At 41.1% G+C, this 15,458-nt stretch carries 15 protein-coding genes and 2 riboswitches; of the genes, 5 read left to right on the top strand and 10 right to left on the bottom strand.

What is annotated here, in order from left to right:
* Positions 1-87: 87 nt before the first annotated feature.
* Genes msrB through B3D98_RS04635 form a run of 4 tightly spaced genes read right to left on the bottom strand, consistent with a single transcriptional unit; the run spans position 88 to position 2,570 of the window.
* Positions 88-516: a peptide-methionine (R)-S-oxide reductase MsrB gene (gene msrB / locus B3D98_RS04650; RefSeq protein WP_048395692.1), complete on the bottom strand. Its 429-nt coding sequence runs from the start codon at positions 514-516 to the stop codon at positions 88-90.
* Complete coding sequence (gene msrA / locus B3D98_RS04645; RefSeq protein WP_288581039.1) at positions 509-1,042, bottom strand: peptide-methionine (S)-S-oxide reductase MsrA; 534 nt, start codon at positions 1,040-1,042, stop codon at positions 509-511. The genes msrB and msrA overlap by 8 nt, the downstream gene beginning before the upstream one ends.
* A gap of 12 nt (positions 1,043-1,054) precedes the next feature.
* A complete protein-coding gene (locus B3D98_RS04640; protein ID WP_048395694.1) occupies positions 1,055-1,636 on the bottom strand; it encodes a YpmS family protein in 582 nt (193 codons plus the stop codon).
* A 4-nt stretch (positions 1,637-1,640) separates the two neighbouring features.
* Positions 1,641-2,570 carry a GDSL-type esterase/lipase family protein gene (locus B3D98_RS04635; protein WP_227744879.1) on the bottom strand — a complete coding sequence of 310 codons (930 nt, stop codon included), beginning with the start codon at positions 2,568-2,570 and terminating at the stop codon, positions 1,641-1,643.
* Between the two features lie 181 nt (positions 2,571-2,751).
* On the opposite strand from B3D98_RS04635, the gene B3D98_RS04630 reads away from it, so the two are divergent.
* On the top strand, positions 2,752-2,892 hold the full coding sequence (locus B3D98_RS04630) for a hypothetical protein (RefSeq protein WP_288581033.1): 141 nt from the start codon (positions 2,752-2,754) through the stop codon (positions 2,890-2,892).
* Between the two features lie 74 nt (positions 2,893-2,966).
* On the opposite strand, the gene B3D98_RS04625 is transcribed toward B3D98_RS04630, so the two are convergent.
* On the bottom strand, positions 2,967-3,809 hold the full coding sequence (locus tag B3D98_RS04625) for a DegV family protein (protein ID WP_036080608.1): 843 nt from the start codon (positions 3,807-3,809) through the stop codon (positions 2,967-2,969).
* 275 nt (positions 3,810-4,084) lie between these two features.
* On the opposite strand from B3D98_RS04625, the gene trhA reads away from it, so the two are divergent.
* Complete coding sequence (gene trhA, locus B3D98_RS04620) at positions 4,085-4,720, top strand: PAQR family membrane homeostasis protein TrhA (RefSeq protein ID WP_288581030.1); 636 nt, start codon at positions 4,085-4,087, stop codon at positions 4,718-4,720.
* Positions 4,721-4,763: 43 nt separating this feature from the next.
* Here trhA and B3D98_RS04615 read toward each other — a convergent pair whose 3' ends face one another.
* Positions 4,764-5,240 (bottom strand): dihydrofolate reductase, encoded by a 477-nt coding sequence (locus B3D98_RS04615; RefSeq protein WP_115674431.1) that lies wholly within the window; start codon positions 5,238-5,240, stop codon positions 4,764-4,766.
* A gap of 160 nt (positions 5,241-5,400) precedes the next feature.
* On the opposite strand from B3D98_RS04615, the gene B3D98_RS04610 reads away from it, so the two are divergent.
* Positions 5,401-6,318 carry an alpha/beta hydrolase gene (locus tag B3D98_RS04610; RefSeq protein ID WP_115674430.1) on the top strand — a complete coding sequence of 306 codons (918 nt, stop codon included), beginning with the start codon at positions 5,401-5,403 and terminating at the stop codon, positions 6,316-6,318.
* A 62-nt stretch (positions 6,319-6,380) separates the two neighbouring features.
* The gene (locus B3D98_RS04605) at positions 6,381-7,577 is read left to right on the top strand and encodes a class I SAM-dependent rRNA methyltransferase (RefSeq protein WP_288581023.1); all 1,197 of its coding nucleotides are present in this window, start codon (positions 6,381-6,383) and stop codon (positions 7,575-7,577) included.
* 175 nt (positions 7,578-7,752) lie between these two features.
* Here the strand turns inward: B3D98_RS04605 and B3D98_RS04600 are convergent, their stop codons facing one another.
* The 3 genes from B3D98_RS04600 to B3D98_RS04590 all read right to left on the bottom strand — a co-directional run bounded on the left by B3D98_RS04600 (position 7,753) and on the right by B3D98_RS04590 (position 11,534).
* A complete protein-coding gene (locus B3D98_RS04600; protein WP_288581020.1) occupies positions 7,753-9,741 on the bottom strand; it encodes a S9 family peptidase in 1,989 nt (662 codons plus the stop codon).
* Positions 9,742-9,811: 70 nt separating this feature from the next.
* Positions 9,812-10,489, bottom strand: a complete 678-nt coding sequence (locus B3D98_RS04595) for a precorrin-3B methylase (protein WP_259950683.1) — start codon at positions 10,487-10,489, stop codon at positions 9,812-9,814.
* Between the two features lie 52 nt (positions 10,490-10,541).
* Positions 10,542-11,534, bottom strand: a complete 993-nt coding sequence (locus B3D98_RS04590; protein WP_259950682.1) for an ABC transporter substrate-binding protein — start codon at positions 11,532-11,534, stop codon at positions 10,542-10,544.
* A gap of 166 nt (positions 11,535-11,700) precedes the next feature.
* Positions 11,701-11,887: riboswitch (cobalamin riboswitch) on the bottom strand.
* A gap of 182 nt (positions 11,888-12,069) precedes the next feature.
* Here B3D98_RS04590 and B3D98_RS04585 point away from each other — a divergent pair.
* Entirely contained in the window at positions 12,070-14,007 is a 1,938-nt protein-coding gene (locus B3D98_RS04585) for an elongation factor G (RefSeq protein ID WP_259950681.1), read from the top strand.
* A 136-nt stretch (positions 14,008-14,143) separates the two neighbouring features.
* On the opposite strand, the gene B3D98_RS04580 is transcribed toward B3D98_RS04585, so the two are convergent.
* Entirely contained in the window at positions 14,144-14,899 is a 756-nt protein-coding gene (locus B3D98_RS04580) for a hypothetical protein (RefSeq protein WP_288581013.1), read from the bottom strand.
* A gap of 226 nt (positions 14,900-15,125) precedes the next feature.
* Positions 15,126-15,309: riboswitch (cobalamin riboswitch) on the bottom strand.
* Positions 15,310-15,458: the final 149 nt, after the last annotated feature.

The following is a 15,458-nucleotide window of genomic DNA, read 5'->3' as shown; positions in this document are numbered from 1 at the left end:
TCCACTTTTAGATTTCTATCCTTCTAATCTGCTGTTTCTCATGACCATAAAAAAAACCTAGCAAGGAGCTACCTTGCTAGGTTTTTACTATTTAAATAGTGCTAGGTATTCGCCATAGCCTTCTTTTTCTAAATCTTCTTTTGCGATAAATCGAAGCGCTGCTGAGTTTATGCAGTAGCGTAAGCCACCTTGCTCACTTGGGCCGTCTGGGAAGACATGTCCTAGATGCGAATCCGCTTCTTTGCTGCGTACCTCCACACGACGCATACCGTGAGATGTATCGAAATGCTCGGTTACCTGTTCTTTTTCAATCGGCTTTGTGAAGGCTGGCCAGCCACAGCCTGAGTTGTATTTATCGAGTGAGCTGAATAAAGGCTTGCCAGACACAATGTCTACGTAGATGCCTTCTGCAAAATGGTCATCAAACTCATTACGGAATGGTGGCTCTGTGCCATTTTCCTGTGTGACATAGTATTGCATCTCTGTTAGTTCTTTTAAACGTTGTTCCTTATTCATGATTGTTCCCCCAGTGTTGCTCCTGAAACGCTCGACGACCTGATCCAATCGAATAGCGCTCATAGTGCATTGGATTTTTCTTATAATACTGTTGATGATAATCCTCAGCCGGATAAAACGTAGTGGCTGGTAAAATTTTTACCATAATTGGTTTATCAAACTTGCCAGACGCTTGTAAATCTGACTTTGAACGTTCAGCTAGCTCACGCTGTTCTTCGTTATGATAAAAAATGGCCGTTGTGTAGGATTCTCCACGGTCGTAAAATTGACCCCCTGCATCTGTTGGGTCAATTAAAGTCCAATAAATCGCAAGTAGCTGCTCGTAGCTATATAACTCATCATCAAATGTGATTTGTACAGCTTCCACATGCCCTGTTGTTTCCGAGCAAACCTGTTCATAGGTAGGATTTACAACATGTCCACCTGTATAGCCTGAGATTACGGAATCAATCCCAGGTGTTTCGTCAAAGGGCTTGACCATACACCAAAAACAGCCTCCCGCAAATGTTGCATATTGCTTTGTCATTTATTTCACTCCTTATTCACCAGGAACAATAATTTCCAATAAGATTTTATCCTTTGGTAAGTCCAACTCTTTAGCACGTACACGTGAACCAGAGGCAATGTTAATGCGCGATAAATCAATATATATTTCTGCTTTATTCGGATTCACGGTAATCCATGAGGGAAATTCCACCGAATCGCGCATGATTTTCATTGTCGTTTCTGGTGGAATGTTTAATAACCCTACATTCATGCCTGTCTGTTTTAAAATAATATTCCCCTTGTCATCCACAATAGGATCAAAATTCATGGAAATGGGGATTTCCGTATAGAATACCGTCAGTGTGCTACGTAGTTGAATATCATCCCCAATTGTGAAATCAAGTGGTAAAGGTGAGCCTTTCGCTGCATCCTTTAGGTATTTTTTTGAGATCGATTCTAATTCCTTTGTTGTGGTTTGCACCACGAGTACATTTCCTTTGCTTTCACTTTCACCTGCTGAACTCTTCGCAACATGGACGCCATCCACTGGTCTAGTTGCTAAAAAAACGACGAGGAGGATTGCAAAAAGCACTGTGCCCGCTAAGGCGAAAAACGCGACTTTCCATTTATTCATTTTGTCACTCCTCGAAGCCTATTGCCTTGTTAATCTTTTTTTCCATACCACACTGCTCCATTGCTGCTAGTATACGCTCTGTCATTTTTTCATACCCCTTTGCATTCGGGTGGAAAAAGTCTGTATGATAGACGAGCTCTTCATTTGAATCAAACAAATCTTCTACTGATACGTAACAAGCATTGGAATCCTTGCTGGCTACTTCCTCTATCACATTATTCCATTCTGTGATAATCGTATCAAATTCATTCGCCTCATTGGTTACAATCGAAAATGGATTGTAAAAACCAATGAGTAATAAGGGCACTGTCGGATTTTTAGCACGAATGCCTTCTACGATTTTGCTGTAACGTTCCTTGTATGCTAGTAATTCCTTATCAAAAGCATCACGTTTCAGGTTAAATAAATCCTGCCTGACGACCTTCATGACATCATTGCCACCCATTGTTAAGGAAATTAGCTGTGCTTCTTGCAGCTCCTCATCATAATGCCCTTTTTTCACTAATTTTAGTAGCTGATCGCTGCGTCTGCCACGTTTGCCCCGATTATCAACCTCTACATCCGAAATCGAAGGCCATGCGAGCAATGAATCTGCTAATCTTCCAACATAACCGTCTTGACTATACTCATCACCGACACCATCTGTCAACGAATCTCCCAGTGCCAAGTAATGTAGTTGCTTTGCTTGTTCTTCATCAATTTGCGATAAATCCTCTGCTGATGGCTCAAAAAAATGTTCAAAAATTTGCGTCAACATATTCTTAGATGTTTTTTCCTCATCTTCTGTTTGTTGCTCATCCTGCGGTATATCTTGCTCCGTTCCTGCTTGCTCACCTTCAGGTTCTGCTTGCGGATTCGGTTCATCGATTGATATTGCACAACCACTTAGTACAAAGACGGTCAAACATGACAACATAAATCGCCAAATGTCCATTTGACCACCTTCCATCCCTTTCTATTACTTCTATTATAGAATAGTTCATGCCGCAATGAAAAGTGACTTCCCCTTAGTTCTCCATAATTTTGTGTGCTTGCCAAATTTCCTCAGGTGTATGTATGGAAAAATGTGTGTTTATACAGTGTGCCTTTATGCAGAAGGGATGATAATTAGTAGGATGTCTGATTATTTTTGGTGGCAACGTGATCACTGTTTGATTGAAGCTACTGTTCAACACGATTACTATTTAAAGCCGCTCACGCTCATAGTTAGTCGAAAACTGATCACAGCTAAACAAAAACTGCTCATCTTTGAATAATCCGCTCATCCTGCTAGGTGATCCACGCATAATAAAAAAGCCACTACATTTACTTATGTAGTAGCTCCTTCCAGTTATTCTGCAAAATAAATAAAACCAATTGCTCCTGGACCTGTGTGTGTCGAGATGATTGGAGATGTAAAGGCAATTTCAACATCGTTAAAGCCAGTTTCTTCGATCAGCGCTTTTAATGGGTTGCCCATCGTTACTAGGCCATCTGCATGGGAAATGCCGACTGCCTTAACTGTTTTTCCAGCTGTATCTGCTTGGAATTGTTTAAATAAAAAATTAACTACTTGTTTATGACTACGTACCTTTGACACAGGATTGTATACGCCACCTTCAAGGTTGGCAATGACTTTGATGTTTAGGAGGGAACCGATAAAGCCTGTGCCTTTACCAATTCGACCGCCTTTGATTAAGTTTTCGAGCGTGTCTACAATAACGTATAAATGTGTATTGTCTCGTACCTTTTCTAAACGTGCTACGATGTCCTCCACAGTGGCGCCTTCATCTCGCATGCGGATGGCCTCTCGTAGTTGGATAGCTAAACCAATCGCGATAAAGCGTGAGTCAATGACTGTCACATCGGCATCTGTCATTTGAGCTGCTTGACGAGCTGATTCTACTGTGCCACTCATACCACCAGTCATATGGATGGAGATAATTTGATCGCCATCTTTACCGAGCTCATCATATAATTCCTTAAATTTACCTGGTGCTGGTTGTGAACTTTTCGGTAAATTTTTTGCATTTTTCATTAAGCCTAAAAAAGATTGTGGCTCTAAGTCCACTCCATCTGTATATGTTTGACCATCAATTTGAATCGTTAAAGGCACGATATGTATGCCATGTTGTGCTACTTCTTCTTTTGTTAAATCACAAGTTGAGTCCGTTACTATATGAATTCGTCTCACTTCGACACATCCTTTTACTTCATTAAAATTTATTATATAGACTAATGAATCATTATGTAAACATGACATTTGTCATTAGGCAAAGCTCTGTCCTAGCTAGCATGTAAACGCTACCTTGGATACTATAGCGTTTTCACCTACCTCTTGTCTATCAATGCCCCTCAAAGAATATGACAGGCTTATGACATTTTTGATATGAACTATATGACAAATGTAAATGTTCATCTATAAATTATTGGGGTATAGTAAATGTATGAACGAAAGGAGTGTTTCAAATGGTTGATTCATTTGACTATAAATCATGGAGGGAAGAGCTGTGGAATGCCATAACACACGGTATTGGTTTCATTGCTAGTATTCCAGCACTGGTTGTTCTACTGTTAGCAGCTGTACAAACAGGAAATGCCCTACATATTACAACCTTCAGCATTTTCGGTGCGTCTGTCATCATTCTGTTTTTAATGTCTACATTACTACACAGTATGCCAGAAAAATATAAACACTTTTTCGCTATTTTGGACCATTCGTCCATTTATATTTTAATTGCCGGCACCTATACGCCATTTTTATTAATTGCCGTTGGTGGTTCCCTTGGATTGACGCTACTATGTATTATTTGGTCATTGGCTGTGCTTGGTGTATTGTTTAAATGTTTCTTTATTAATCGCTTTGAAGTACTTTCATTAATTTTTTATATTGGCATGGGCTGGATAATTATATTTGCCATTAAGCCCGTTTATCTGTATTTAGGTTTACATGGCTTTGCTTTACTGCTAGCAGGTGGGCTATTCTATACGATTGGAGCCATCTTTTATGCATGGCGCTCTCTGCCCTTTAACCATGCAATCTGGCATCTCTTTGTGCTAGCTGGCTGTGCCTCCATGTATGCGTGTGTTTATTTTTATCTATAATAAAAGCAATCGCTCATTGTGAAGGGAGCGATTGCTTTTTCGATTATTTACGTTCAAAAATTTGATATTGGAATGTATAACCTTCTGGTGCTGTTTCAGGCTCCTCTGAAGAGACTTGAACAAAATCTTGCTCATAGCTCGGGAAATAGGTGTCTCCCTGAAAGGCATGATTAATTTTTGTGATATACAAGCGATTAGCCATCTCCATCACTAAACGGAAAATTTGCTCGCCGCCAATAATCATCACCTCAGGTACATCTCCAGCTAGCGCTAAAGCACCTTCCAAGCTAGTCACAATTTCAATGCCTTCTGCCTGATAGTTTTCGTCACGAGTAATGACGATGTTGCGTCGCCCTGGAAGTGGTCGACCGATGGATTCAAATGTTTTACGTCCCATAATCATAGGCTTGCCCATTGTTTTTTGTTTAAAATACTGCAGATCCCCAGGTAAATGCCAAGGCATCCCATTGTTATATCCGATGACGTGATTGTCATCATGTGCCACAATTAAAGAAATCATACTGTCCCTCCAAATACTTTCGTCCCTTTTATTATAAACATAATGCGCTTATTTCACCTATTTTTAAATAAATAAACATTTGTTACACCTAAATCCTAGTAAAATTATATGAATAGTTTATAATAGGAATAACAAACCTCTCAATAAAGGAATGATGAAGATGATAACTTTAAGAAAAGAAGCTGTTCAATATCTAGAAGCTCAGCGTACTGGTACACCTTATTACAAAGTTTCACCTCAGGAAGCGAGAGCCATGCGTACGGTTACACAATGGCAATCTGCACACAAACCGAAGCTAGCATCCATTGAGGATCACAAAATTACAGTGCGAGATGGCGAACAAATTACAGTTCGGCTTTATACGCCCGTTCTCGGTAAAACATTACCTGTTATTGTTTATTATCATGGTGGAGGCTGGGTCTATGGCAATCTAGAATCTGTCGATGCAGGCTGCCAGTTATTAGCAGACCAGGCACAGGCGATTGTGGTATCAGTGGATTATCGCTTAGCACCTGAATATCCTTTCCCAACACCCTTACATGATGCCTACGATAGCTTAGTATGGGTGCACGATCATATGGAAGCCTTAGGTGGCGATGCAAGTCGATTATCAGTTGCTGGGGACAGTGCTGGCGGAAATTTGGCTACTGTGGTTGCATACTTAGCTACTGCACTCGAGGGACCATCGTTACACGCTCAAACACTCATCTATCCTGTCACAAATGTCGATTTTTCAACAGTATCTTATTTGGCATATGGTGAAGATTACGGCTTAGATACACAAGCCATGCAGTGGTTCTCTCATCACTATACAGAGGAAGCAAACTTCACAAATCCACTTGTGTCCCCACTTCAGCTAGAGGAAGTCCGTAACATGCCGAAAACATTCATTATAGCTGCAGAGGCAGATGTTCTCTTTGATGAGGGTCTAAGCTATGCACAAAAGTTAAAGGCTGCTGGTGTGGTAGTGAAACATATTACAATGCCAGGTTTAATCCATAGTTATTTCAGTAAAATGAATTATTTTGAAGAAGCAACGATTGAAACCGTGACAAAAATTGCGCAATTCCTGAAATAAGTTTGGCTATCCCGCGCAAACAGTGCGATAATAGAGCAAAACGTTTTTTAAAGGATGACACTATGACACAAACAATAGCTCTACAAATACAACAGCCCTTTTCTGATCAATTAAAAAAAGGCTTCCCACTTATTTCAAAGGATGCGGTTGATGCACGACGTTTACCTGCTGAGCAAGGAACACTCCTCAGGCTCATGGATCATCATAACCGTTTTATTGGAACAGGTTACTACGGCATCCAAAACAAAGGGATTGGCTGGGTGCTAACGACCGATACGAATGAAACAATTGATAAAGCTTTTTTTATAAAAAAATTCAAAAAAGCCATCGACAAACGTGCTGCATTTTTTAGCAATGAAAACACAACAGCCTTTCGTGTGTTTAATGGTGAAGGAGATGGCATCGGCGGTCTTACGATTGATTTTTTTAACAGCTACTACATGGTAAGCTGGTATAGTGAGGGCATTTACTCATTTAAAGAAGTGGTGTATGAGGCGCTTGCTGAGACAGTAGACTACCAAGCGATTTATGAGAAAAAACGCTTTGATAGCAAAGGACAATATATCGAGCAAGATGATTTTGTAATGGGCACGCCAGGAGAATTTCCTATCATGGTGAAGGAAAATGGTATGACCTATGCGGTGCATTTAAACGATGGCGCCATGACAGGGATTTTCCTCGATCAACGTGAGGTACGATTGGCTATTCGTGAGCGTTATGCCAACAATACAGACATGCTGAATACATTTTCCTATACAGGAGCATTTTCTGTGGCAGCCGCTCTAGGAGGAGCCATCAAGACAACGAGTGTAGATGTGGCAAAGCGCAGTCTAGCCAAAACGATTGAGCAATTTAGTGTCAATCATATTGATTATGAGGCACAGGATATAAAAGTCATGGATGTCTTCCATTATTTTAAATATGCACAACGCCATGCTTTACAGTTTGACCTTGTCGTATTAGACCCACCTAGCTTTGCACGTACGAAGCAAATGACCTTTTCAACGGCAAAGGACTACCCTAAATTACTAAAGGACACGATTGCCATTACCGCTAAAAACGGCATCATCGTGGCTTCCACAAATAATGCCAGCTTTGGCATGAAAAAGTTCAAAGGCTTTATTGACCAAGCATTTAAAGAGACTCGTACACGCTATAAAATTGTCGAGGAATACGGTTTACCGAAGGATTTCCGTGTACCACGTGAATACCCTGAATTTAATTATCTGAAGGTCGTGTTCATCCAGAAAATCGACTAACCAATCGAGAATCACACCAAGGTGTGATTCTTTTTATGTAAGGAAAAGTTGATTCTACCTAAGGAGGTTCGGTATCTCTACAATAAAGACTCCAAAAGATTGAAACGTTATAAACAAACAGAGCCTTTCTATTAAAAGTAGCCTAAGAAGACTGTTCTCTTCTTAGGCCACCCGATTATAGATATTTCACAAACCAATCACGGATATATTCAAGTCGATTAATTCGTAATGTAGGCTTTCCACTTCTTGAAAGTTCATGATTCGCCTCAGGGAAACGCACGAACTTTGTTTGTTTTTTACGATATTTTAAGGCGATAAACAATTGCTCTGCCTGCTCAATTGGACAACGATAGTCTTTTTCACCATGTAAAATCAATAATGGTGTCTCCACTTTGTCTACATACTTCAGTGGCGAATGATGCCATAGCTTCTCTATATCATCGAGTCCTGCTTGAATTTGCCAGTCTGTAAAGTAATAGCCGATATCACTGACACCAGCAAAGCTAATCCAGTTCGAAATGGAGCGCTGCGTCACAGCTGCTTTAAAGCGATTTGTATGGCCCACAATCCAGTTGGTCATAAAACCACCGTAGCTTCCACCAGTTACACCTAGACGATCTTGATCAATAAAATCATAGTGCTCCAGAGCGTAGTCTACCGCTGCCATTAAGTCCGCATAATCATTACCACCATAATCGCCACGTACTGCATCCACAAATTTTTGGCCATAGCCATGACTACCACGCGGATTCGTATAAAGCACTGCAAAGCCTTGTGCAGCAAGGATTTGGAATTCATTAAAGTAGGTATTGCCATACATTGCATGCGGACCACCATGGATTTCAAGAATGAGAGGATATTTCTTCCCTGCTTCATAGCCAACTGGCCTCATAATCCAGCCATTGACCTTCCAGCCTTCTGCACCTTCAAATTCGATACTCTCTGGAACAGCTAATGTTTTGGTTTTTAAAAAATCTTCATTAATGGACGTCAACTGTTCTTTGTCACCTGTTTTTAGGTTCACATAAAACAGATCGCCTGGATTGGTCGTTGTGCTAATAGCCGCAATAGCCTGATCGTTTTGCGCATCAAGTGAGAAGCCATAGACATATTGATCATCATGGATAGCTGGGTAAATTTCGCCATCTACATTTCCGTAATAAATCGCCGCATTGCCGTGATCTGTGACTTGGAAGTAGAAGCTATGATTATCATTCATCCATTGCACACGTGGTGACGCTACACCTTGCAGGAAATCACCGATGACATAATCACCAACAGGTGCATCAAATTCACTTGTTACACAGTTTAGTAGTTTTTGCTCCATGTCATAAATCCAAAGCTTTGCTTGTGTGGCATTTTCAAATTCACGTTCTCCACCTACAAAAGAAAGATAGCGACTATTCGGAGACCAAGCTGTTTGGTAATATGCACCCGAACCTTCTGTTAGCTTGTGACTCTGCTTAGATTCTAACTCCAATAAATAGATATCCACATTAAATGAGAAATCTAAATCCTCCGCTTTATCTGCTAAGTACGTAAGGTATTTGCCATCTGGCGACCAAGTACCCAGATGGCAGTACTCTTTGCCTTCTGTCACTTGTTCTAGCTCTCCTGATGCCACATTGACAATGGCAATATGGGTAAACTGCTCCATATCAATAAATCCACCAGCATCCGATTTGTGTTTCATTTTCTCGATTTCTAGTGGCTTTAGTTCTTTATCCTTTTTCTTCTCATCCTCCGCTTTATCTAGGATGGTTTCATCTTTCCCTAGCACGACTGAAAAAGCAATTTTCTTGCCACATGGTGACCAGACAGGGGAGGTCGCTCCATTTTTACAATGTGTCACCTGTTTTGCCTCTCCACCTGCTTTCGAAAGAACATAAATTTGCGACTTACCTGTTCTCGTTGACAAAAATGCAATTTGACTGCCATCTGGTGACCAAACAGGGGAACTCGTTCTATCTTCACCAAATGTCCATTGCTGTGGTGTTTTGTCCTTCAAGTTTATGTAAAACAAATTCGATATATAGTCATTTTTCTTCTCGTCCATACGAGTCTCTACATAAACTACCTCTGTCCCATCTGGTGAAAGCTGTGGATCTGCTACTGATTTTAAGTGATAAAGATCTTCTGGTTGAATCCCTTGTTTCGATGTCATGTTCTTGCTCCTTTGTATTGTAATTTTCTGTGCCTTACTACAATACTTCGACACCCTAAGTAATATTCCTCTATTTAATTGAATTTTTTACTAGTTCCCAATATTCTGCTGACTTTGTTCTGCGATAAAATTTATAAAAGGGCTCATTTGGGCGAGCATGCTCCTTATAAAGGTTTATCAGGTGCAGTAAAAAATCTTCAATTTGTGTGACGTCTACCCTCTTAGCGAATAACGTGCCAGCCTGTGCCTTTGCTCCCATTGGTACTGCCCCTAAATAGACATCAAAGCTTTCTTGTTGGTAAACGAGTCCAATATCATCATAGACTGCATTGTAGCAAGCTGATGCACAGCCATTAATATTGACACGCACTCTTGCAGGTACCTTCATCCCCTCTATGGCATGATAGAGCTGTTCGGTTATCGGAGCAGCCTCCATTTTCTCCCCATCACAAAAATCGCAGGCCTTCATGGCTATGATTGAACCAGAGGGAGCAACATAAAGACCTGCTTCCTGTAAGGCTTGCACCGCTTCCGTGGCATCGCACGTTGGTATGGATACGAGTATACTATAGGAAGCAGAATATTTTATCGCCCCCTTTTCGCCAGCAATTTCGGCTATTTTTTGGAATTGTGCAGGAGTATAATGCTTATTAATAATGCCAGGGCTAACGGCTAGACGGGTAAACTCACCATGACGGTTCAGTGTTTCAAATGTTTGATCTGGTACATTTTTTTGAAATGCGTTCATTTTTATCGCTCCTTATAAAAAAGGAGCTAGCAAAAACGCTAGCTCGAATGGATTAAAAGTTTTCAGGATAGAAGCCCTTTGCTAAAATTTCAATGGCCTCTGCCGCACGAACCCCTTCAGACGCTGCTGAAAGTGGCAGGATGACAAAGCGCTCATTTTTGACCGCTTCCATCTCCTTTAAGGCTGGATCATTTTTTAAGAATTGGATCTTTTGGTCTGCCGTTGTTTCACCGTAATCAATCACGACAACTACCTCTGGGTTGCGGTCTACTGCATCTTCCTTCGACACAGTTGTCCAGCCTGATTCCACATCACCAAAGATATTTTGTCCACCCGCGATTGTCACAAGCTCATTCATAAAGTTTTGACCAGCTGTAAATACATCCTTTTCACCGCTATCAAACACAAGAACACGTAATTTTTCGCTATCTTTTGGTAATTTAGCTTGTACTGCCTCTACATCTTTCGTCATTTGCTCAATTAAAGCTTCGCCACGATCCTCAATACGGAAAATCTTCGCGATATTGCGAATATCAGTGAAAATATCCTCTATTGTTGGCTTTGTCATGTTGGAAGCCGTATGTAAATACGTATGGATGCCTAATTCTTCAAGCTCTTCTGGTGTGCCTACACCCTTTTCGCCAAAGCCACTTTTCCAGCCAGCATATAGGAAATCTGCCTCGGCATCGATGACTTGCTCCTTCGTTGGGTATTGATCGGAAAGAACAGGGACCTTATCGTATGCCTCTTGCAGTGGTTCATAGATTTTATCATCTAAGTAAGCTGTCCCTACCATAGAATCCTCTAAACCAAGTGCTAACATAATTTCTGTCACATGTTGATTTAAGCTAATCGCTTTTGTTGGTGCTTCCGTATATGTTTGAGTTGTGTCATTATTTTTAATGGTTACTTCTGCTGCCGCCTCAGATGGCTCAACCTTTTCACCTTGTGCAGCTGATTCCGTTTTGTCCTTTGCGTTACAAGCCCCTAAAACAGCGACCAAGGCAATGATCATCATCAGCCATATACTTTTCCATTTCTTCATGTCCTTTTCTCCTTTGCTGTTAAAATATAGAAAGAAATCAGAGACTTCTTTACTACTAAGGTAGTTGGAAGGGCATAAAAAAACCCTCTTGTCGCCAAGAGAGTAGCATAGTGAAATAACGGTATCATTATTACCTTCATCACTATCCCCATCCTCGTGGTTCTTAGTCAAAAAATACATACTGGCAGGTATCCTGGCTTAGGTTCATCATCTATACGCCTTCCCATAGTTTCACTACAGTGGCATGCTGTATAGACTCCCCATTTACAGTTGCGGGACAGCATCGGAATTGCACCGATTTCCCTTTTAAGCAAATGACAAATGCCATTTGCACCAATACGTTCTATAATGGTCAATACTATTGATAGACTAGCAGAAGAAAATTTATCGCGCAATCAGTAGTATGACACTAAAAGTATAATCATCATTATATTAGCACTATTTTGACATAAAGACGAACTATTTTACAAGAAATATAGAAGCTAGTATTCTGTTACAATAAAAAGATAGCATTCTATAGAAACGAGGATTTCTTATGTACAAAACAATAGGTGTACTTGCGCACGTGGATGCAGGAAAAACGACCTTCTCTGAGCAAGTGCTTTTTCATACAAATAGTATTCAAGCACGGGGGCGAGTTGATCATCAGGATACCTTTCTTGATCATCATGAGCTAGAGCGCAGACGAGGCATTACGATATTTGCCGAGCAAGGGCGCATGAATATTGGCGATGATACATACACATTGATTGATACGCCAGGGCATGTCGATTTCTCCCCTGAGATGGAGCGTGCTATTCGTGTGATGGATTATGCCATTATTATCATTAGCGCTGTCGAAGGGATACAGGGCCATACAGAAACAGTGTGGCAACTTTTACGTCAATACCATGTCCCTACCTTCTTCTTTATCAATAAAATGGATCGTGAGGGTGCCAATATGGAGGCTGTCATCAGACAGCTTCGCAAAGATTGCTCTCAGCATGTTTTGTTCATCGATGAGCCACTGCGAGCAGACTATGTATCAAATAATATTATGGAATGGCTGGCGGAGCGCGACGAAAAATTGCTTGATGCCTTTCTAAATGAGTCATTGGAGCATGAACAGTGTCTTGCTCAATTAAAGGAAATGATTAAAAATGAAGGTGCCTTCCCTTGCTTTGCTGGCTCGGCCTTAAAGGATGAGGGCATTCAGGAATTTCTTGACCAGCTCCCGCTGTTAACGGCTTCCCATTTTGACAAGGATGCCCCGTTTGAGGGCGAGGTTTTTAAGATTCGTCATGATGGGCACCAGCGTTTAACCTTTATGAAGGCAACCAAAGGCTCGTTGCATGTACGAGATGAATTTTCATTTGACGAAGTAACAGAAAAAGTGACCGAAATTCGCCTTTATAACGGCAGTCGCTTTGAGACCGTTCAACAGGTAGAGGCAGGAGAAATTTTCGCTGTCAAAGGACTGAGCCAGGCAAACATTGGGGATCGAATCGGTACAACGATGCTATCACAGCCCTATGAGCTTGTCCCAACCTTACAGGCAAAGGTTCAATATGAGGGTGATCAGCATATCAAGGAAGTGCTACAGATTTTCCGTTTACTCGAAGCAGAAGAGCCGTCCTTGCGTGTGGTCTGGCAGGAAAAATTTCAGGAAATCCATGTGCATATTATGGGTGCCATTCAATTGGAGGTCCTGACAGAGGTATTAATGACGCGTTTTTCATTAGCTGTCTCCTTTGGTGAGCCGCAAATTTTATACATGGAAACCATTGCGACGACCGTAACGGGCTATGGTCATTTCGAGCCCCTCAAGCATTATGCAGAAGTTCATTTATTAATGGAGCCAAATCCACGTGGAACAGGTAATACCTTCACCAATGCCTGTCATGCCGATCATTTATCTGTAGGCAATCAGCGCCTTGTTGAAAAGCATCTGTTTGAGCGTGACCATCATGGGCTACTGACAGGCTTCCCTGTAACAGATATTCATTTTACACTTCTAACAGGTCGCGGGCACAATGAACATACATCGGGGGGAGATTTCCGTGAAGCCAGTTTCCGTGCCCTGCGTCAGGGGCTGGAGCAGGCACAAAATGTCCTACTTGAACCCTATTATCGCTTTAAAATGAAAGCTTCAAATGACTTTATCGGTCGTATGATGACTGATATTCAGCAAGCAGCTGGCACGTTCGATGACCCGATTTTATCCGAAACGGATGTTATCCTAACAGGTCGTGCACCTGTTGCCACTTTAATGAGCTACAGCACAACCTTTGCCGCCTATACAAATGGGAAAGGTGCACTCACACTCCAATTTGATGGCTATGATGTGTGCCATAATACAGAGGATGTGATTGCACAGATTGGCTATGATAAAAATGCCGACCCTGAGTATAGTTCCTCTAGTATTTTTTGTGCTAAGGGCAAAGGATATTCGGTTCCATGGCAAGAAGCACAGGCAGCCATGCATTGCCTGTAGGGTGGGCACTTCTGGTATTTCCTCGGCTTCCACGGGTATCCATCGCTCTAGCGCGGGTATTTCTTGCTTGGGCATCAATATATCTCTACCCTGCCATAAGATATTACAAGCCCTCCAAAAAATGGAGGGCTTGTTTTTATAGTGCACCGACAGCTTTCTTTGTTGGATTGTCCAACAAATATGCGGGTTCAACTATTACATAGTCATGCTTGTTCGTAAAATCAATTAGTACCTTACCAGGTTGACTTTTTAATAGTTGTAGATGATCAATTAATTGCAGTAAAAGCTCGTGACCGTTGCCACGTGGATGCCAGTTGAAATGATAATCATTTAACGCTTGCACCGCTTCAATAAATTGGGCATATTCCTGCTGCACAAATGCAATGAGTTTGTCATGATGAGATGCTAAATCATATAAATATGTTTCGTAAAAGCGCATGACAATCGAGCATAATAAGTCATTGACACGAGCAGCACTTAAAACAGGCTTTGGCTCCAATGATAGACGGTCGAGGTTGGGCTTTGCGCGTGTAGAATCAATGCGCGTAATTAAGTGATACGCTTCTCCGTTGACCTCATAGACAATCGGATTGGTCGGCATGTACATCATAAAACTATTCGTCTTTGTTTTTAGTTCATCTGCTATGGCTGCTTTCGCTAAAAGATGACCGTCCACATCCCCATTTTGTATCCAAATAATTTCTTTATTATATAAGATTTGCTCAAAGAAGCGATCATTGCGAATCAGCTTCGTTGCTAATAATTGATCGATCAGAGACTCGACCACCATTCTTGTTTTCGCTTTCTTGGCAACTTCTGTGCGTGGTTGCTTACAAATGTTCAGATCTTCATAAGGCGTTTCCAACATTGTCGTTACATGAATATTTGTCATACGTGCATCCCCTTTGCGTACATATTTTCAAAACAAAAAGGACTCCCTACTTTTGAGGAAATCCTTCATTTTATCTTCTTTCATCACACAATGCCAAACAAACCCTAAGTATGTGTGAACGAGTTCGATTATGAACCCTTTCATTTACTATGGGCGTTTGACGTACTGTGACGAACAGAGCATTCTGTTTTGTCAACATGCCACCTCCTATTCCTCGTAGGTTTATGGTGTGTACTCATAACAGGCAGGTATCCTGACTCATGGTCATCGCCACTTTTCCCCTTCCCATCATTTGACAGTGGTTGCTGAAAAGTCGCTCACATTTACAGTTGCGGGACAGTGTCGGATTCACACCGACTTCCCTTTTAAGCAAATTGCACGCAATTTACACCTATTACTACACGTTATTCAGTTGTCATAGGAATGAGTATAAGCACATTCCTATTAGATTACTAAAATCAATTGTAAAGTAGTGTTTTTCCAAAGTCAAATATCACAATATTTTCCAAACTACTAATAAAGTTAGAGGGGGATATAAAAAAGGTGAACTGCGTATTTT

Source organism: Lysinibacillus sp. UBA5994 (assembly GCF_002429725.1).
GTDB lineage: Bacteria > Bacillota > Bacilli > Bacillales_A > Planococcaceae > Lysinibacillus > Lysinibacillus capsici.
The sequence above is the reverse complement of the archived record's forward strand: the minus strand, read 5'-3'. Positions and strand labels throughout refer to the sequence as shown.

Excerpts from the sequence above, each read along its gene's own strand:
- msrB (WP_048395692.1), bottom strand. The coding sequence starts at position 516 with ATGAATAAGGAACAACGTTTAAAAGAACTAACAGAGATGCAATACTAT.
- msrA (WP_288581039.1), bottom strand. The coding sequence starts at position 1,042 with ATGACAAAGCAATATGCAACATTTGCGGGAGGCTGTTTTTGGTGTATG.
- B3D98_RS04640 (WP_048395694.1), bottom strand. The coding sequence starts at position 1,636 with ATGAATAAATGGAAAGTCGCGTTTTTCGCCTTAGCGGGCACAGTGCTT.
- B3D98_RS04635 (WP_227744879.1), bottom strand. The coding sequence starts at position 2,570 with ATGGACATTTGGCGATTTATGTTGTCATGTTTGACCGTCTTTGTACTA.
- B3D98_RS04630 (WP_288581033.1), top strand. The coding sequence starts at position 2,752 with ATGTCTGATTATTTTTGGTGGCAACGTGATCACTGTTTGATTGAAGCT.
- trhA (WP_288581030.1), top strand. The coding sequence starts at position 4,085 with ATGGTTGATTCATTTGACTATAAATCATGGAGGGAAGAGCTGTGGAAT.
- B3D98_RS04615 (WP_115674431.1), bottom strand. The coding sequence starts at position 5,240 with ATGATTTCTTTAATTGTGGCACATGATGACAATCACGTCATCGGATAT.
- B3D98_RS04610 (WP_115674430.1), top strand. The coding sequence starts at position 5,401 with ATGATAACTTTAAGAAAAGAAGCTGTTCAATATCTAGAAGCTCAGCGT.
- B3D98_RS04605 (WP_288581023.1), top strand. The coding sequence starts at position 6,381 with ATGACACAAACAATAGCTCTACAAATACAACAGCCCTTTTCTGATCAA.
- B3D98_RS04600 (WP_288581020.1), bottom strand. The coding sequence starts at position 9,741 with ATGACATCGAAACAAGGGATTCAACCAGAAGATCTTTATCACTTAAAA.
- B3D98_RS04595 (WP_259950683.1), bottom strand. The coding sequence starts at position 10,489 with ATGAACGCATTTCAAAAAAATGTACCAGATCAAACATTTGAAACACTG.
- B3D98_RS04590 (WP_259950682.1), bottom strand. The coding sequence starts at position 11,534 with ATGAAGAAATGGAAAAGTATATGGCTGATGATGATCATTGCCTTGGTC.
- B3D98_RS04585 (WP_259950681.1), top strand. The coding sequence starts at position 12,070 with ATGTACAAAACAATAGGTGTACTTGCGCACGTGGATGCAGGAAAAACG.
- B3D98_RS04580 (WP_288581013.1), bottom strand. The coding sequence starts at position 14,899 with ATGACAAATATTCATGTAACGACAATGTTGGAAACGCCTTATGAAGAT.